The organism is Streptomyces sp. NPDC059909 (assembly GCF_042730885.1).
In the GTDB taxonomy this organism is placed as follows: domain Bacteria; phylum Actinomycetota; class Actinomycetes; order Streptomycetales; family Streptomycetaceae; genus Streptomyces.
The window spans coordinates 18,157-36,075 of sequence record NZ_JBHWKX010000050.1 but is presented as its reverse complement, the minus strand read 5'-3'; the positions used below and the strand labels follow the sequence as shown (position 1 = coordinate 36,075).

At 71.2% G+C, this 17,919-nt stretch carries 15 protein-coding genes; 7 read left to right on the top strand and 8 right to left on the bottom strand.

Annotated features, from left to right (window positions below; all coding sequences use genetic code 11):
- Positions 1-122: 122 nt before the first annotated feature.
- Both ACFV9O_RS28080 and ACFV9O_RS28075 read right to left on the bottom strand, forming a co-directional pair.
- Positions 123-818 (bottom strand): ester cyclase, encoded by a 696-nt coding sequence (locus ACFV9O_RS28080; RefSeq protein WP_385422545.1) that lies wholly within the window; start codon positions 816-818, stop codon positions 123-125.
- 64 nt (positions 819-882) lie between these two features.
- Complete coding sequence (locus tag ACFV9O_RS28075; protein WP_385422543.1) at positions 883-1,989, bottom strand: substrate-binding domain-containing protein; 1,107 nt, start codon at positions 1,987-1,989, stop codon at positions 883-885.
- Between the two features lie 126 nt (positions 1,990-2,115).
- On the opposite strand from ACFV9O_RS28075, the gene ACFV9O_RS28070 reads away from it, so the two are divergent.
- Positions 2,116-3,936: a DUF2264 domain-containing protein gene (locus ACFV9O_RS28070; protein WP_385422541.1), complete on the top strand. Its 1,821-nt coding sequence runs from the start codon at positions 2,116-2,118 to the stop codon at positions 3,934-3,936.
- On the opposite strand, the gene ACFV9O_RS28065 is transcribed toward ACFV9O_RS28070, so the two are convergent.
- Positions 3,899-4,672, bottom strand: coding sequence for an SDR family NAD(P)-dependent oxidoreductase (locus ACFV9O_RS28065; protein WP_385422539.1), 774 nt, complete (start codon positions 4,670-4,672; stop codon positions 3,899-3,901). The two genes, ACFV9O_RS28070 and ACFV9O_RS28065, sit on opposite strands and share 38 nt — an antisense overlap.
- A gap of 77 nt (positions 4,673-4,749) precedes the next feature.
- On the bottom strand, positions 4,750-5,418 hold the full coding sequence (locus ACFV9O_RS28060; RefSeq protein WP_385422537.1) for an MOSC domain-containing protein: 669 nt from the start codon (positions 5,416-5,418) through the stop codon (positions 4,750-4,752).
- 92 nt (positions 5,419-5,510) lie between these two features.
- On the opposite strand from ACFV9O_RS28060, the gene ACFV9O_RS28055 reads away from it, so the two are divergent.
- Positions 5,511-6,401, top strand: coding sequence for a LysR family transcriptional regulator (locus tag ACFV9O_RS28055; RefSeq protein ID WP_385422535.1), 891 nt, complete (start codon positions 5,511-5,513; stop codon positions 6,399-6,401).
- 218 nt (positions 6,402-6,619) lie between these two features.
- On the opposite strand, the gene ACFV9O_RS28050 is transcribed toward ACFV9O_RS28055, so the two are convergent.
- A complete protein-coding gene (locus ACFV9O_RS28050; protein ID WP_242329339.1) occupies positions 6,620-6,946 on the bottom strand; it encodes a WhiB family transcriptional regulator in 327 nt (108 codons plus the stop codon).
- A 381-nt stretch (positions 6,947-7,327) separates the two neighbouring features.
- Here ACFV9O_RS28050 and ACFV9O_RS28045 point away from each other — a divergent pair, with 381 nt between their 5' ends.
- The 4 genes from ACFV9O_RS28045 to ACFV9O_RS28030 all read left to right on the top strand — a co-directional run bounded on the left by ACFV9O_RS28045 (position 7,328) and on the right by ACFV9O_RS28030 (position 11,717).
- Complete coding sequence (locus ACFV9O_RS28045; RefSeq protein WP_003948568.1) at positions 7,328-7,939, top strand: response regulator transcription factor; 612 nt, start codon at positions 7,328-7,330, stop codon at positions 7,937-7,939.
- A gap of 242 nt (positions 7,940-8,181) precedes the next feature.
- Positions 8,182-8,769: a sigma-70 family RNA polymerase sigma factor gene (locus ACFV9O_RS28040; protein ID WP_385422532.1), complete on the top strand. Its 588-nt coding sequence runs from the start codon at positions 8,182-8,184 to the stop codon at positions 8,767-8,769.
- A gap of 185 nt (positions 8,770-8,954) precedes the next feature.
- On the top strand, positions 8,955-10,454 hold the full coding sequence (guaB, locus tag ACFV9O_RS28035; RefSeq protein WP_385422530.1) for an IMP dehydrogenase: 1,500 nt from the start codon (positions 8,955-8,957) through the stop codon (positions 10,452-10,454).
- 138 nt (positions 10,455-10,592) lie between these two features.
- On the top strand, positions 10,593-11,717 hold the full coding sequence (locus ACFV9O_RS28030; RefSeq protein ID WP_385422528.1) for a GuaB3 family IMP dehydrogenase-related protein: 1,125 nt from the start codon (positions 10,593-10,595) through the stop codon (positions 11,715-11,717).
- An 86-nt stretch (positions 11,718-11,803) separates the two neighbouring features.
- Here ACFV9O_RS28030 and ACFV9O_RS28025 read toward each other — a convergent pair whose 3' ends face one another.
- From ACFV9O_RS28025 to ACFV9O_RS28015, 3 genes are all read right to left on the bottom strand, one after another.
- Complete coding sequence (locus ACFV9O_RS28025) at positions 11,804-13,504, bottom strand: M16 family metallopeptidase (RefSeq protein WP_385422526.1); 1,701 nt, start codon at positions 13,502-13,504, stop codon at positions 11,804-11,806.
- A 3-nt stretch (positions 13,505-13,507) separates the two neighbouring features.
- Positions 13,508-14,455: a hypothetical protein gene (locus ACFV9O_RS28020; protein WP_385422524.1), complete on the bottom strand. Its 948-nt coding sequence runs from the start codon at positions 14,453-14,455 to the stop codon at positions 13,508-13,510.
- Between the two features lie 112 nt (positions 14,456-14,567).
- A complete protein-coding gene (locus tag ACFV9O_RS28015) occupies positions 14,568-15,809 on the bottom strand; it encodes a nucleotide sugar dehydrogenase (RefSeq protein WP_385422522.1) in 1,242 nt (413 codons plus the stop codon).
- A gap of 247 nt (positions 15,810-16,056) precedes the next feature.
- Here ACFV9O_RS28015 and ACFV9O_RS28010 point away from each other — a divergent pair, with 247 nt between their 5' ends.
- Positions 16,057-17,763, top strand: a complete 1,707-nt coding sequence (locus ACFV9O_RS28010; protein ID WP_385422520.1) for a glycerol-3-phosphate dehydrogenase/oxidase — start codon at positions 16,057-16,059, stop codon at positions 17,761-17,763.
- Positions 17,764-17,919 lie beyond the last annotated feature (156 nt).

Genomic DNA, 17,919 nt, shown 5'->3' with positions numbered 1-17,919 from the left:
ACCGGCCGGCCCGGTTCTGACGCGCTCAGGCTCGAGAAGGCCCCCGTTCCCGGAGAGGGAGCGGGGGCCTTCCGCGTGCCGAGCCGTACCAGGTCGTGCCGCGCCGTGCGTGGGCGCGGCGGCTACATCTCGAGCACGCCGAGCTGGCCCATCAGGCCGAGCCGGTCGTACTGCCACCAGCTCTCGCAGATCCTGCCCTCGCGGCACCGCTGCACGGTCGTCCCGGTCATCGTCACCTGCTTGCCGGTCGCGGTGACCCCCATGAACTCGCCCTTGTGCAGGCCGGTCCAGCTCCAGCGTGTGCATACGCGGTCCTCGTCGGAGATCTGGTCCTCGACCGTGAAGCCGAAGTCGAACCCCTCTTTCCACGCGGCGACTTCCTTGCGGAGCCCCTCCACGCCGACGACGTCCTGCGCGTTGGCGGGATCGTGGTCGAGGTAGTCGTCGGTGAGCAGTTCGCCGAGGAGGGCGGCATCACCGCTCGGCAGGGCCTCCATGAAGAACCTGCGGCAGGCCGCCCCGTTCAGCTGCTCGTCCCTGATCACCTCCAGGTCGGTGAACGTCGGCAGGCCGTCGCACAGGGCCACCATCTCCTGGAAGATCCGGTCGGTCTCGGGCATGTTGGAGTTCTTCATCGCCTCTTCGTACGAGGGGAACTCGACGATCTCCACGACGTGGGTCGCATCGGAGCGGTCCGTGCCGAGGAGGCTGTGCGTCGCGGTGCGCCTGCCCTTGGTCTGCTCGATCCAGGTGTCCATGAGCCGGTTCAGCTCGTCCACGCGATCCGTCTTGCAGTCGATCAATTGTATGAATGTCATGGCGTCACACCCCGGAGGTCGCTGGGATACGCCCATCTTAGTGAGAAATGCCCCTTACGGCCGATTATGCGGAGGGGTTGCCGTCACCCGCCCCGCACGACGCCCGGACGTTCAGCCGTGGGAGCAGCGTCACATGCCGCCGCGGCTCGTCCGCGGACTGCGCCGCGCCGCCCGTCAGCCGCTCGATCAGCAACTCCGTGGCGTGCCGCCCCACATGACGCTTCGGCGGGGCAACGGCCGTGAGCGGTGTGCCGGCGAGCGCCGCGACCTCGTCGTCGTACGCGATCAGGGCAAGATCCTGCGGTACCCGCAGACCCAGCTCGGCCAGGCGCTGCACCATCTGGATCGCGTCCACGTCGTTGTGCACGAGCGCCGCCGTCGCCTTCCCCGACTCCACTGCCGCCCGCAGTGCCTGCGCTGCCGCCTCGAAGCCCTCGGGGTCCTGCTCGGCCGGCACCGAATCGATCACCGGCGCGGGCGCGCGCAGCCCGAGCGCCCCCAGCGCCTCCCCGTACCCGGAGCGCACGGCCAGCGCCGTCGGGCTGTCCGCGCGTGCCACCAGCAGCGGAGTCCCGTGCCCGAGCCCCACCAGGTGGCGCACGGCGAGCAGCACCCCGTGCCGGTGGTCGGACGACACCCGGTCCAACTCCTCCAGCGCGCTCCCCGGCGCCGGCCGGCGCTCCAGCAGCACAGCGGGTACGGGCAGTTCGGTGATCCAGCCCCCGTGCTCGGCCGGGTCGTCCGGGCCGCGCCACCCCGGCGCGATCAGCAGCCCCTGGGCGCCCGCCTCCAGCAGCCCTTCGGTGCGCGCCCGGTCCTCGGCCGGCCGGTAGTCGGAGATGCGCAGGACGAGCCGTGCCCCGGCGCGCGCGGCCGCCTCGCTCGCGCCCCGGATCACCTCCGCGAAGTAGTACGTCGCCGAGGGCGCGAGCATTCCGAGCACCAGGCCGCCCCCGTCCGGGGGCTGCTGGGGGAGCGCGTGCCGCTCGGGCCACGACACCGACCCGTGGGCCCGGTCCAGCAGCCCTTGCTCGGCGAGCGCCTCCACGTCCCTGCGTACGGTCACCGCGGACACCGTGAGCCGCTCCGCGAGGTCGGACAGGCGCACGGTGCCGTGCTCCCGCACCAGATCCAGCAGTCGGTCGTGACGTTGGGCAGCACTTGCGCGCATGAACCCCCCTTGCAGTGTGGTGGCCGGGTGAGCCAGACATTAATGCAATGTGATCGAACGGCAAGACTTTCGATCATTCGCTCGAACGTATTGACCTTCGATCAGCCCGCGATCATGATGCGGATCATGCCCGCGCCGTCCGAGAACCGTGAGCTGAGCCCCTACACCGGCTGGACCCGCGCCCACTGGGAGGCCGTCGCGGACGAACTCCTGCTGGCCGTGCGCCCGTATGCCTCGCCGCACCACGGACTCGTCAACCTCCCCGGCCCGCGCCCCAGTTGCTCCGGGCCGCTGTCGGACGGTCTCGAAGGGTACGCCCGTACGTTCCTGCTCGCCGCATTCCGTGTCGCCGGGGCCGGCGGCGACGATCCGCACGGCCACCTCGCGCGGTACGCGGAAGGGCTCGCCTCCGGCACCTCGGACACGTACGGCACCTCCGGCACGTACCGCACCGACGCCTGGCCCCGCATCGCCGACGTCCCCCAGGCGATCGTCGAATCCGCCTCCGTCGCCCTCTCCCTGCGCCTCACCCGCCCCTGGCTCTGGGACACCCTCGACGAGCGCACCCGGCAGCGGGCCGTCGACCGGCTGCTGCCCGCCCTCCGCCCCTCCCCGGTCGACAACAACTGGTGGCTCTTCGGCCTCACCGTCGCCGGCTTCCTCCAGGACGCCGGCATCGAGACCGACCGCGCGCAGCGGACGATCGACCGCTCGCTCGCCCGGATCGAGGAGTGGTACGCGGGCGACGGCTGGTACAGCGACGGCGCGGGCCGGTCCTTCGACCACTACAACGGCTGGGCCCTGCACCTCTATCCCGTCCTGCACGCCCATCTCGCGGGCGACAGGGAGCTCCTCGACCGCTACGGTCCGCGCCTGCGCTCCCATCTCGACGGCTTCGCCCGCCTCTTCGGCGCCGACGGCTCACCGATGCCGTACGGCCGCTCGCTCACGTACCGCTTCGCCGCCGCGGCCGCCCCCTGGCTCGGCGCCCTCACCGGCCACACGCCCCTCACCCCCGGCGCCACCCGCCGCCTCGCCTCCGGCGCCGTGCGCCACTTCCTCGACCGGGGCGCCACCGACGGCCGGGGACTGCTCACGCTCGGCTGGCACGGCCCGTACGCACCCGTCCTCCAGAGCTACTCGGGACCGGCATCGCCCTACTGGGCCTCGAAGGGCTTCCTCGGCCTGCTCCTGCCGCCCGGCCACCCCGTGTGGACCGACCGCGAGGAGCCGCTGCCCGCGGAGACCGGGGACGCCGTCACGGCCATCGCCCCGGCCGGCCTGCTCATCCAGTCGACCGCCGCCGACGGGGTCGTACGCCTCCACAACCACGGAACCGGGCCCGCCGGTGACACCGGTGGCGAGGACGACCCCTGCTACGCGCGCTTCGCGTACTCGACCCGCACCGGCCCGGTCACCGGGCAGACGGAATCCGACGACAACCACTTCGCCCTGGTCGTCGGCGGAAGGCCCACCTCACGCGGCCCCGCCGAGCCGCAGGGATCCGGCCCCGGCTGGGCCGCGTCCGCCCACACTCCGTGCCCCGGCGTCCGGGTCCACTCCCTGACGCTCGCCCACGGCCGCGCCGAGGTCCGCGCCCATCTCGTCGTCGGGGCGCCCGACGGAACTCCCGTACGCCAGACGGGCTGGGCCACCACCCCCGACGGCCCCACCGCCCAACTTCAGCCGGTGCACGGCTACACGGTGCGCACCGCGTCCGACACCGGCTCGACCCTCCAGGGCCCGGGCTCCCGTACCGCCGCGCTCCACGGCACGACCGGCGGACCGGAATCGCTCTTCGTCGCGCTCGCCTCGCTCACCGACGAGCCCGATCCCGCGCCCGTCGTCTCCCTGGCCGCCGTCGAGGTCACCGGCACCCGCACCCTCACGGTGACCTGGCCGGACGGGACTACTTCGGTCCGTACTTGCGGCCCGCCTTGGAGCTGACCCCGCCCAGCAGACCGCGCGGCGCCAGCTTCACCACGCCCATCAGCGCCTTGTAGCGCGGATCGGGGATGGACACCGTCTTCCCGCGCGCCAGGTCGGCCAGCGCCGCCGACACCAGCTTGTCGGCATCCAGCCACATCCAGCCCGGAATGCTGTCCGTCCCCATCCCGGCCCGCTGGTGGAACTCGGTCCGTACGAAGCCGGGGCACAGCGCCATCAGCCGCACCCCCGTCCCCGCCAGATCGCGCGCCGCGCCCTGCGTGAACTGCACGACCCACGCCTTGGACGCGCCGTAGGTCCCGCGCGGCACGAACGCCGCCACCGACGCGACGTTCACCACCCCGCCGCGACCGCGCTCGCGCATCGCCCCGGCCGCCGCCGACGTCAGCCGCAGCACCGCCTCGCAGTGCACCTTCAGCATCCGCAGTTCGTCGGCCATGGACACTTCCAGGTACCGGCCCTTGTTGCCGAACCCGGCGTTGTTCACCAGCAGATCCACGGGCCGCTTCCGGTCCGAGAGGCGGGCCTCGACCGAGGCGATCCCGGCTTCCTCGGCGAGGTCCGCGGACAGGACCTCCGCCTCGATGCCGTGCCGGTCGTGGAGCTCCGTGGCCTGCTCCTGGAGCCGCTCGGTGTCCCGTGCCACCAGGACCAGATCGTGCCCGTCCGCCGCGAGCCGGCGCGCGAAGGCGGCCCCGATGCCCGCGGTCGCGCCCGTAATCAGTGCTGTCGTCATACGCGGCACGTTAGTGCCCCGCGTACGCGTGCGACGCACCCGACCGCCCGGCCCGGCGCCGTGCTGCACCGGCCGGGCTACGCCCCGTACTTGGCCAGGTACCTCCTGGCGTCGGCGAGTTGCTCGGGGTGGAGCGCGTCCCCGGCCGCGAGCACGCGCGGCAGCAGCGACCGCTCGGTCGTCCCCGCCCGGAAGGACAGCGCGACCGTCACGTCGTGGTCCGGCCGGTGCACGATCTCGATCGCGTCGCCCGCCCGGATCTCACCCGGCGCGACGATCCGCAGATACGCTCCCGGGGCAGCCGTCCGCGTGAACCGCTTGACCCACCCCTTCTCGCCGAGGTGGCCCGCGAACGTACGGCACGGAATCCGGCCGGACGTGACCTCGAGGACCAGCTGCGTGCCGATCCGCCACCGCTCCCCGATGAGGGCGCCGGTCACATCGAGCCCGGACGTGGTCAGGTTCTCGCCGAAGGCCCCGTTGGGCAGCGGGTGGCCCAGCTCGCTCTCCCAGAGGTCGAGGTCCTCGCGCGCGAAGGCGTACACCGCCTGGTGCGTCCCGCCGTGGTGCCGCAGGTCGCAGACCGTGTCCCCGGCGACGCCGCTCGCGCCCGTGCCCTTGGGTCCCGGATCGGCCACCCGCACCGGGCCGTCCGCCGGCCGCTTGTCGATCCCCGTGATGCCCTCGGGATGGTCGGTGTACTCGACGGCCTTCGGCCGTCCGACGTTCACGGTCAGAAGTTTCATACCGGTGACGCTAACCCCGCCCCCGGGCCGACGTCCCCAAAGTTTTCCTCGTATATTTCGCCGGGACCCCAAGTGCCCCTTATGCTCAAGAGGTGATCGAGGCCCGCCATCTCCGTGTCCTGCGCGCTGTCGCCGCCACCGGTTCCTTCTCCGCGGCGGCGCGCGAGCTGGGCTGCACCCAGCCCGCCGTCAGCCAGCAGATGAAGGCCCTCGAAACGTCCGCCGGCACCCCCCTGTTGATCCGGACCGGCCGCGAGATGCGCCTCACCCAGGCCGGCGAGGTCCTGGTGCGCCACGCCGCCGGAATCCTGGCCGGGCTGACAGCCGCGGAGGAGGAGGTCGCGGCGATCGCGGGTCTGCGCGCGGGCCGGGTGCGTCTGGTGTCGTTCCCCAGCGGCAGCTCCACGCTGGTGCCCACCGCGCTCGCCGCTCTGCGCGCGGCGCACCCCGGCACCCGGGTCTCGCTCGTCGAGGCCGAGCCGCCGCGCTCCGAGGAGATGCTGCGCGAGGGCGACTGCGATGTGGCGCTGGCCTTCCGCTACGGCCCGGCGGGCGCGGAGTGGGAGGACCTGGTCGTACGGCCGCTGCTGAGCGACCGGCTCGTCGGCCTGGTGCCCGAGGGGCACCGGCTCGCGGACGCGGGTGCGGTCTCCATCGCCGATCTGGCGGACGAGCCCTGGATCGCGGGCTGCCCGCGCTGTCGCCGCCAACTCGTGGCGGTCTGCGAGGAGTCCGGGTTCACGCCCAGGATCGACTTCGCCACGGACGACTACCCGGCCGTCGTCGGACTCGTCGGCGCCGGTCTCGGCGTGGCGGTGCTGCCGGAGCTGGCACTGGAGTCGGTGCTGCCCAAGGGCGCTCGTACGGTCACGGTGGAGCCGTCCGTGCAGCGCGAGATCGTCGCACTGACCCTTCCCGATCTGGCCCAGGTCCCGGCGGTCGCGGCCACCCTCGACCGGCTGGCACTCGCCGCGGCGCGCTGAACCGCGCCTCCTCGGCGTGCCCCTGCCCCCTTCGCTCTCATGCGCGCCCCCAACTCCACCCCCTCCGCGCACTCCTGGCTCACCGGCGCGCCCAACTCCCGCTCCCCTTGGCGCGCTCCTGCTCACCGGCGCGCAAAACCCCTGCTCCCCTTGGCGCCTGACGCTGGGCCGGACGGCGCAGGAACGTTTCTTCGGTTTCTTGGAACGGTGGTCGTACGTCAACCGTGACCTGAGACGCCTCCCGCGCTCGACGCCGGGATCAGCCGGTTCCGGGCCCGCCCCATGAGCTCCTCACGCTCGTCCTCCGTCAGTCCGCCCCATACCCCGTAGGGCTCCCGCACTGCCAGTGCGTGCGCCGCGCACTCCGCGCGCACCGGGCACCTCATACAGACCTCTTTCGCCGAGTTCTCGCGCGCGCTCCTTGCCGCGCCGCGTTCCCCCTCGGGATGGAAGAAGAGCGAGCTGTCGACCCCACGGCACGCCGCGAGCAACTGCCAGTCCCACAGATCGGCGTTCGGTCCGGGAAGGCGGGAGAAATCTGCCATAGCGCATGTCCCCTTTAGCCGTGCTGAGTGGATGCCTGAAGCTCCGACCGTACATCTACGGTGTAAGTAGATGTAAATATGACTCATTGCGAATCTAGCCACAGACACCAGCAAAAGGGAAGAAAAGCCGCTAAATGGGGCATACCCACCAGGTGACGCGTCGATGAGCTGTGTCGCTCTGCTCCGTACGTAGGTCCTCACGTAGAGTGCCGAAGGTGCCCGTCGCACCCGTAACTCTTTCGAGTGACCGTCGTTGAGAGTGCGGAGGCGGTTGAGAGAACAAGCACTCGGGCAGGTGTCCGGGAGCGTCAACCGCACAGGTGACGATACGTAACCAGCCTGGAGGCTCAAGGTGACGCGCATCAGCTGCGGAGGGCGGCCATGACATCCGTCCTCGTCTGCGACGACTCCCCGCTCGCCCGAGAGGCGCTCCGTCGCGCGGTCGCAACCGTGCCCGGCGTAGAGCGTGTGACGACCGCGGCCAACGGCGAGGAAGTCCTCCGCCGCTGGGGGGCCGACCGCTCGGACCTGATTCTGATGGACGTACGCATGCCCGGACTGGGCGGCGTCGAGACCGTGCGACGGCTGCTGTCCGCCGACCCGGGTGCCCGGATCATCATGCTCACCGTCGCCGAGGACCTGGACGGCGTCGCGCTCGCCGTGGCGGCAGGCGCCCGTGGCTATCTGCACAAGGACGCCTCGCGCGCCGAGCTGCGGGCCACGGTCACCCAGGCACTCGCCGACCCGACCTGGCGGCTCGCCCCGCGCCGGCTGCGCTCGGCCGAGATGGGCGCCGCGCCCACGCTCACCGCGCGCGAGATCCAGGTGCTGGAGGGCATGAGCCACGGCAGGTCCAACGCCGAGATCGGGCGCGAGCTGTTCCTCTCCGAGGACACGGTGAAGACGCACGCCAGGCGGCTGTTCAAGAAACTGGGCGCCTCGGACCGGGCGCACGCCGTAGCGCTCGGATTCCGCTGGGGCCTGGTCCGCTGAGCCGTGCCGAGCGCACGGCCGTCCCCGCCCGCCGACCGGTGGGCGGGGCGACCGCAGCCCGTGGGCACACGTTTCCCGCGACATGCCGCATCCTTGAGGGTGTGGAGTTCCTCGGGGACGAGTCGGTCGAGCGCAAGGGGAGGGCGCAGGAGATGACTTCCGGCGTACCTGCTCATAACGCTTCGGTGCACAACTACGGACGCAGTGCCACGGAGCAGCGGCAGTCAAGGCACCATGGACCGATGCGCAACGACGAGGCGGCGAATGCCCACGGGGCCATCGGTGCACTCGTTCTGCGTGCCGTCGACGGCGACGAGCAGGCCACCCATGACCTGCTGGCCCATGTGCACCCGCTGGCGCTGCGCTATTGCCGCACCCGGCTGAACCGGTTGCCGGGTGATGCCCGCCACTTCGTGGAGGACCTCGCGCAGGAAGTCTGTGTCGCGGTCCTCATGGCGCTTCCGCGCTACAAGGACACCGGACGCCCGTTCGAAGCATTCGTGTTCGCCATCGCCGCGCACAAGGTCGCCGATCTGCAGCGTGCCGCCATGCGGCACCCCGGATCGACGGCCGTCCCGTCCGACGAGATGCCCGAGCGTCCCGACGACTCGCTCGGCCCCGAGGAACGGGCACTGCTCAGCGACGACGCGGAGTGGGCCAAGAAGCTCCTCGCCAATCTGCCCGAGAACCAGCGGGAACTGCTGGTGCTGCGGGTCGCCGTCGGGCTCACCGCCGAGGAGACCGGGCAGATGCTCGGGATGTCGCCGGGGGCGGTCCGGGTGGCGCAGCACAGGGCGCTGAGCCGGCTGCGGGCGCTGGCGGAGCAATGACCGTCCGCGTGCGTACGTCACACGTCGCGTCACACGCGGCGCGTGCGGCACGTACCGTTGTGTTCGTACGTCACATACGTGCGAACACACAAATATTCTGACTGATCTTGATCGTGGAATGAGACACCAGCGGAGCCCGTTAGCATGGACATCCGCACCGATCAAGGCCATTTGGGGAAGGTGTCATGACCAACGTCGACGGAGTGCCCGATAAATTCGCGACACTCGGGCTGACCTACGACGATGTGCTGCTGTTGCCGGGTGCGTCGGAAGTGCTTCCGAACGCGGTCGACACCTCGTCCCGTGTCTCAAGGAACGTCCGGGTGAACATCCCGCTGCTCTCCGCGGCGATGGACAAGGTCACCGAGTCGCGGATGGCGATTGCCATGGCGCGCCAGGGCGGCGTGGGCGTGCTGCACCGCAATCTGTCCATCGAGGACCAGGTGAACCAGGTCGACCTGGTCAAGCGTTCCGAGTCCGGCATGGTCACCGACCCGATCACGGTGCACCCCGATGCCACGCTCGCCGAGGCCGACGCCCTGTGCGCCAAGTTCCGTATCAGCGGCGTGCCGGTCACGGACGCCACGGGCAAGCTGCTCGGCATCGTCACCAACCGCGACATGGCTTTCGAGACGGTCCGCACGCGCCAGGTGCGCGAGGTCATGACCCCGATGCCCCTGGTCACCGGCAAGGTCGGCATCTCCGGCGTGGACGCCATGGAGCTGCTGCGCCGCCACAAGATCGAGAAGCTTCCGCTGGTCGACGACGCGGGCATCCTCAAGGGCCTGATCACGGTCAAGGACTTCGTCAAGGCCGAGCAGTATCCCCATGCGGCAAAGGACTCCGAGGGCCGTCTGCTCGTCGGCGCGGCGGTCGGCGCCAGCCCGGAGGCCCTGGAGCGGGCCCAGGCGCTCGCTGGTGCGGGCGTCGACTTCCTCATCGTCGACACCTCGCACGGGCACAACAGCAACGCCCTCAACTGGATGGCGAAGATCAAGTCGAGCGTGGCCGTCGACGTCATCGGCGGGAACGTGGCGACACGTGACGGTGCTCAGGCCCTGATCGACGCAGGTGTGGACGGCGTCAAGGTCGGTGTCGGCCCCGGCTCCATCTGTACGACCCGTGTGGTCGCCGGTATCGGTGTCCCGCAGGTCACGGCGATCTACGAGGCGGCGCTGGCCGCGCGGGCGGCGGGCGTTCCGGTCATCGGTGACGGCGGCCTGCAGTACTCCGGCGACATCGGCAAGGCCCTCGCCGCCGGCGCCGACACGGTGATGCTGGGCAGTCTCCTCGCGGGCTGCGAGGAGTCCCCGGGCGAGCTGCTCTTCATCAACGGCAAGCAGTTCAAGTCCTACCGCGGCATGGGATCGCTCGGCGCCATGCAGTCGCGCGGCCAGGGCCGCTCGTACTCCAAGGACCGCTACTTCCAGGCCGAGGTGGCCTCCGACGACAAGCTCGTCCCGGAGGGCATCGAGGGCCAGGTGCCCTACCGCGGTCCGCTCGCGGCCGTGCTCCACCAGCTGGTCGGCGGTCTGCGCCAGACCATGGGCTACGTCGGGGCGGCCGCCATCGACGAGATGGAGACCAAGGGCCGCTTCGTGCGGATCACCTCGGCGGGGCTCAAGGAGAGCCACCCGCACGACATCCAGATGACGGTCGAGGCGCCGAACTACAGCGCCAAGTAACCGCACGAGAGCACGACGGCATGCAGGAAGTCGTCGCACGGACGTGCCAGGGGCGGTCCCGGGGTTTACCGGGGCCGCCCCTGCGGCATGCGTCGGCGATACTGGTAGGCGCAGACGTAGAGGGAAAGGCCACACATCGTGACTGAGATCGAGATCGGGCGCGGCAAGCGCGGCCGCAGGGCGTACGCGTTCGACGACATCGCCGTCGTACCGAGCCGGCGCACCCGGGACCCCAAGGAGGTCTCGATCGCGTGGCAGATCGATGCCTACCGCTTCGAGCTGCCCTTCCTGGCCGCTCCCATGGACTCCGTCGTCTCCCCGCAGACCGCGATCCGCATCGGTGAGCTGGGCGGCCTCGGTGTGCTGAACCTCGAGGGCCTGTGGACCCGGTACGAGGACCCGCAGCCGCTGCTCGACGAGATCGCGGAGCTGCCGACCGAGGCCGCGACCCGCCGCCTCCAGGAGATCTACGCCGCCCCGATCAAGGAGGAGCTGATCGGGCAGCGCCTGAAGGAGGTGCGCGACTCGGGCGTCGTCACGGCCGCCGCACTCTCGCCGCAGCGCACCGCGCAGTTCTCCAAGGCCGTCGTCGACGCGGGTGTGGACCTCTTCGTCATCCGCGGTACGACCGTCTCGGCCGAGCACGTCTCGGGTGCCGCGGAGCCGCTGAACCTGAAGCAGTTCATCTACGAGCTCGACGTCCCGGTCATCGTCGGCGGCTGCGCCACGTACACCGCTGCCCTGCACCTGATGCGCACGGGCGCGGCGGGCGTCCTCGTCGGCTTCGGCGGCGGCGCCGCGCACACCACGCGCAACGTGCTGGGCATCCAGGTCCCGATGGCCACCGCCGTCGCCGATGTCGCCGCGGCCCGCCGCGACTACATGGACGAGTCCGGCGGCCGGTACGTGCACGTCATCGCCGACGGCGGCGTCGGCTGGTCCGGCGACCTCCCGAAGGCCATCGCCTGCGGTGCGGACGCCGTGATGATCGGCTCCCCGCTGGCCCGCGCGACGGACGCGCCCGGCCGCGGCCACCACTGGGGCATGGAGGCCGTCCACGAGGACGTCCCGCGCGGCAAGCTCGTCGACCTGGGCATCGTGGGCACGACGGAGGAGATCCTCACCGGCCCGTCGCACTCCCCGGACGGCTCGATGAACTTCTTCGGCGCGCTGAAGCGGGCCATGGCGACGACGGGCTACAGCGAGCTCAAGGAGTTCCAGCGCGTCGAGGTGACGGTCGCGGACTCGCAGCACAAGCGCTGACGCCGGTCCGCACGTGCCGTACACGAGCTGTGCGTGACCCGTACGTGGGCGAGGGGCCCGGCACCTGACGGTGCCGGGCCCTTTCGTCATCCGCCGTACCCCTGCCTGCGCCGGTACCAGGTGCGGCCCAGGAGGAACAGCACTCCGCCTTCCAAGAGCCACAGGATGGCGATGTAGACCCGGTCGGGCGACGGGGTGACCGCCGGGTCGAACTCGTCGGCCGTCCCGATGACGGCGACGAGCCCCCAGAACAACGCCACGGCGGCGAACAGCCACAGCGCCGCCGTCGACTTCCAGCCCGGGGCCGGCCGCGCCGCCTCGCGCGGCACCGCGGGCTGCGGGATCCGGTCGGGGGAGCGGGCCGGCATCGGGATGACCACCTGCGCCGGCACGGCGGCGTCGATGGGTGCGAGCTCCGCGGGGGACACGCGGTACAGCGTCGGTTCGACGGAGATGCTGAGCCCGTCCCTGGCGATGAGGCGGCGGCCGCCGTCCGGATACGCGAGCATCGCTGCGCACTCGGAATAGCGGACGCTGACCTGGTTGCGGGGCGAGCCGAGGCTCACGCCCTCGCGGCCGATGATCAGCGCGGTCTGGGAGTCCGTGCGATAGGCGTAGCGGCGGCCGGTGAGCAGCTCCGGGGAGCCACTGGGGGCCTCGTGGAAGCCCGCCCAGTCGGCGCCCCGGTAGCCCGGGACCTTGAGCAGCGCGTTTCCCCAGACCTCGCGCGCCACCTCATGGAGGTCCTCGACCGTGACCGCGTGCAGCTCGGCGATGTGCTCGTCGTCACCGGGCACGGGGTGGCCGGTGAGCACACCGAGCGCCTGGCTCGGCAGCTTCGCGGCGGCCAGATCGGGGATCTCGTACGCCTTGAGCCGCGCATTGCGTGCGGCGTCCAGATCGGCCTGCTGGATGCGACCGGCCCGCAGCGCGGCGAGTGTGTCGATGAAGCCGCCGACCACCGCGTCCTGCTTCTTCGGGAGCGAGTCGGACAGAGCGGTGATCGTCGCGAACTCGGCGTCACGCGGGCTGTAGTCGCACTCGGCGGTGTACGAGTAGCCGCCCTCCTGGCGCAGATCGCGGTAGAGCGCCTTGCCGAACACGTCGGCGAACAGGCTTGCGGCCGTGCTGCGCCGGACGACGGCGTCGAGGACGACGACGCCGTCGTCGCCCTCGAAGTACGCGGGAGTGTGCGGCAGGGCGGACGTCGGCGCGGGGAGCGGATGCCGCGGGCCCGACGGCAGCGTCAGGTCGAGGCCCTCCGGCACGGTGTCGCTGGTGATCCACAGGACGGCGTTCTCCCGGGTGAACCGGGTCGCGGCCCAGTCCCGTACCGCCGTCGCGTCGATCCGCCACAGGCCGAGCTCCTGGTAGCTCGGCAGACCGTAGCCCTGGGCCCCGTAGCGCCACAGGGGCATGTCGTACGCCGGGCCGCTGCTGCGGCCCGCCGCTTCGGTGCGCAGGATCTCCTTCTCGGTCTCCAGCCGCTCCAGCGGGAGGTCGCGCAGAGCGGCGCAGACACCGTTGAGGTACTCGACGACCTCGGAGGGGTCGCCCGTGACATGGAAGTGGGTGAAGGTCCCGGCGGTCGCGCCGTTGTAGTGCAGATCGCCGACGCCGTGCCGGTGCAGCGCCAGATGCTCCACCAGATGGGTGATTCCGCGGGTGGCGAGGGTCTCGTCGGCGCTGCCGACGCGGAAGAAGAGTCCGGCGCTCACCGGGCCGGGGCGGTGTGCGAGCAGGGTGCGGATGCCGTCGACCTCGGTCTCGCGGATGCCTTCGGTCATGGGTCAGCCCTTCGCGAGCGAGGTCTTGCGGTGCTGCTTGAACGTGGCGGCCGGATCCCCCAGGTAGTCCCAGGGGTGCTTGCTGGCGCGGTCGCCGAGCACGCGGAAGTGCGGTGCGGCCTGGGCGTGGTGGCGCCCGACGGAGAGCGTGGCGGCGAAGAATCCGTGGGCGCTGATCCAGTGGAAGCCGGGACGGAACTGCGGATGCAGCACGGACTGCGCGGCGGCGGCGGCCAGTTCGTCCCGTACGGACGGCTGGGCGAGATGGCGGGCGTCCGCGCCCGGGCTGAGTTCGAGCCACATCTCCAGATGTGCCTCGGCGAGGAGCGTGGCGCTGTGGGCGCCGGGTGGGGCCGCGGCGGCGCACTCCCTGGCGAAGGCGAAGGCCTCCTCCCAGGTGCCGCTCCACTTCGGGCACAGCAGCTGGAGGAGCTGGGACTGTGCGGGGTAGTGGTGCGGGTGGTGCTCGGCGAGCCGGTTGTAGCGGCGCCTGGCCTCGCTGTGGCCGAGCTCCAGACCACGGACCGTGATCAGCCGCAGATACCAGGCGAGCGCGTAGTCGGGGTACTCGGCGCAGACATCGATGAGCAGCTGCTCGGCCTTGCGCAGCCAGCTGTGGAACTGGGTGAACTGCTTGTGCGAGACGGCGTTGGCACGGGCGGCGGTCCGGATCGACCAGCCGACGATGATGTACCGGTCGGCGAGCAGGCACCTGGCCAGCGGATCGCCGGGACGGTCGGCGACCGCCTGTTCCAGGAACGTCTCGGACCCGGGCACGTCGGCCACGATGGAGGCGGCGAAGGCGCGCTCGTCCTCATGGCCGAGTGCGGCGAAGAAACGGGCGACCGCATCCCAGTCCCTGGCCACGGCCGCCGTCCGCAGCGGCGCGAGGGCGGGCATGGTGATGTGCGGTTCGAACTGTGGCTGCGACAGCAGCGCGTTGCTGGACACGAAGCTGGGTTCCCCCCAAGGAACGCGAGCGCGTGGATGGTGCGCTCAGTGGCCCCGGAGGCTAGCACTCCCGTACGACATCGTCATCGGGGAACGCCGGTCGAACCCCAGCTCAGAGGCGGTGCGCCGCCCCCGCGGGGGACGCGCCCCGGGTGTCCAGCAGGAGCTGGGCCTTCACCGCCAGGCCCTGGAGGTCGTAGGTGCGGTGGTGCTGGAGCAGGATCGTGAGGTCGGCGTTGGCCGCGGCCTCGTAGAGGGAGTCCGCGCGGGGGACCGGCCGGTCGTGGACGCGCCAGTCCTGGACGTACGGGTCGTGGTAGCTGACGGACGCGCCCAGCTCCATCAGACGCTGGGCGATCTCGGGCGCGGGGGAGGCCTCGAGGTCGGCGAGGTCCGGCTTGTACGTGATGCCGAGGAGCAGCACCCTGGCCCCGCGCGCGGACTTGCCGTGCTCGTTCAGGAGTGTGGCGCTGCGCTGGATGACGTACTGCGGCATGCGCTCGTTGATCTGGCCGGCCAGTTCGACGAGCCGTAGCGGCCGGTGGGCGCCGATCGTGTCGACGGGAACGCCGTGGCCGCCGACCCCGGGACCCGGGCGGAAGGCCTGGAAGCCGAACGGCTTGGTCTCGGCGCAGCGGATGACGTCCCAGAGGTCGACGCCCAGGTCGTGGCAGAGCACCGCCATCTCGTTGACGAGGGCGATGTTGACGTGCCGGAAGTTGGTTTCCAGGAGCTTGACGGTCTCGGCCTCGCGCGGTCCGCGCGCGCGGACGACCTTGTCGGTGATCCGTCCGTAGAACGCGGTGGCGGACTCGGTGCAGGCCGGGGTGAGCCCGCCGATCACCTGGGGGGTGTTGGCATGGCCGTGGGCGCGGTTGCCCGGGTCGAGACGGCTGGGGGCGTACGCGAGGGAGAAGTCGCGGCCCGCGCGCAGCCCCGATCCCTCTTCGAGGATCGGCCGGAGGTAACTCTCCGTGGTGCCTGGTGCGACCGCGGATTCGAGCAGCACGGTGGTGCGCGGGCGCAGGCGTGCGGCGAGGGCGCGGGCGGCCTCGCCGACCGCGGTCAGATCGAGCATGCGGTCCGGGCCCAGGGGGGTGGGGGAGCAGATGACGGCGGTGCGGACCCGGCCGAGCTCGGCCGGGTCGGTGGTCGGCCGGAAGCCCCTCGAGAGCATCCGGCGGATTTCGGAGGCGCTGAGCGAACCGTCCACCGGCGGGCGGCCGGCGGCGAGTTCGGCGACGGGGCGCGGGTCGGTGTCGTAGCCGATGGTATCGATGCCGGCGGCCACGGCGGCCTGGGCGAGGGGCAGTCCGAGGTGGCCGAGTCCGATGACGGCGAGATCTGCGGGCATGGCGGTGGGCCGTCCTTCCCGGTAGCCGAAGCTCCAGTAGCCGAAGGGGACGTGGCCCGCAAGTCCTGTGGACGGAACGAGGCAGAACCAGCGGGGCGCAATGTCACACTAGGCGTAAATATGACCGAAATACGGCATTGCGAGGGTCTGGCCGCCCGAGTGTTGTCCACAGGCGGTGGCTGAAGTCCGGGAGTGCGGACAGAATCAAGTTTGTGACTCCGACCCACGGGGGCGACGGGAGGCAGCCGTGAGGACAGCGACACTGGGACCCGCCCAGCGCGCAGAAGCGCTCGCCGCGATGGCAGAGCGTGAGCTGGATGTGCTGGTCGTAGGAGCGGGCGTGGTCGGCGCGGGCACCGCACTGGACGCCGCGACACGCGGACTCTCGACAGGGCTGGTCGAGGCCCGGGACTGGGCGTCGGGCACCTCCAGCAGATCCAGCAAACTCATCCACGGCGGGCTGCGCTATCTGGAGATGCTGGACTTCGCCCTGGTGCGGGAGGCGCTCAAGGAGCGCGGACTGCTGCTGGAGCGGCTCGCCCCGCATCTGGTGAAGCCCGTGCCCTTCCTGTATCCGCTGCAGCACAAGGCCTGGGAGCGGCTCTACGCGGGATCGGGCGTCGCGTTGTACGACACGATGTCGGTCTCCTCGGGCCATGGCCGAGGCCTGCCCGTCCACCGCCACCTCTCCCGGAAGCACGCGCTGCAGGTAGCCCCCTGCCTCAAGAAGGACTCCCTGGTGGGAGCCTTGCAGTACTACGACGCCCAGATGGACGACGCCCGTTATGTGGCGACCCTGGTGCGCACGGCCGCGAGCTACAGCGCACGGGTCGCCAGCCGCGCACGGGTGATCGGCTTTCTGCGCGAGGGCGAGCGGGTCGTCGGCGCCCGGGTGCAGGACGTCGAGGCCGGAGGGGAGTACGAGATCCGGGCGAAGCAGATCGTCAACGCGACGGGGGTGTGGACGGACGACACCCAGGCCCTGATCGGCGAGCGCGGCCAGTTCCACGTCCGCGCGTCCAAGGGCATCCATCTGGTCGTGCCCAAGGACCGGATCCACTCGACCACCGGGCTCATCCTGCGCACCGAGAAGTCCGTGCTCTTCGTCATCCCCTGGGGCCGCCACTGGATCGTGGGGACGACGGACACCGACTGGGACCTGGACAAGGCCCATCCGGCGGCGTCCAGCGCCGACATCGACTACCTGCTGGAGCACGTCAACTCGGTGCTGGCCGTGCCGCTCACCCGCGACGACGTGCAGGGGGTGTACGCGGGACTGCGGCCGCTCCTCGCCGGCGAGTCGGACGCGACCAGCAAACTCAGCCGCGAGCACACGGTCGCCCATCCGGTGCCCGGTCTTGTCGTCGTCGCCGGCGGCAAGTACACGACGTACCGGGTGATGGCGAAGGACGCCGTGGACGCCGCGGTGCACGGGCTGGACCAGCGTGTCGCGGCCTGCGTCACGGAGGACGTGCCCCTGCTGGGCGCCGAGGGCTATCGAGCACTGTGGAACGCGCGGGCGAGGATCGCGGCCCGCACGGGCCTCCATGTCGCCCGGGTGGAGCATCTGCTCAACCGGTACGGCTCGATGACCGAGGAGCTGCTCGACCTCATCGGGGCCGACCCCAGGCTCGGCGAGCCGCTCGCCGGGGCCGACGACTATCTGCGGGCGGAAATCGTCTACGCCGCCTCGCACGAAGGAGCCCGCCACCTCGACGACGTCCTCACACGGCGGACCCGCATCTCCATCGAGACGTTCGACCGGGGGACGCGCAGTGCGCGGGAGTGCGCGGAGCTGATGGCACCCGTCCTCGGCTGGGACAAGGAGCAGATCGAGAAAGAGGTCGAGCACTACGAGAAGCGGGTGGAGGCCGAGCGCGAGTCGCAGCTGCAGCCGGACGACCAGACGGCGGACGCGGCACGGCTGGGCGCGCCCGACATCGTGCCCATCTAGGGCCTGGTCCACGAGACGGGCCCTGGCCCGCTCATCGGGCTGCCTTTCCTGGCCGGTGCGGTGCTGCCCGCGGGCGTTCTGCGGGCTGCCTGTGGGCTTTCTGTGGAACTCGCCTCCCGGGAGAGCGGGTTGCGAGGGCGCCCGAGTCCGGCCCGG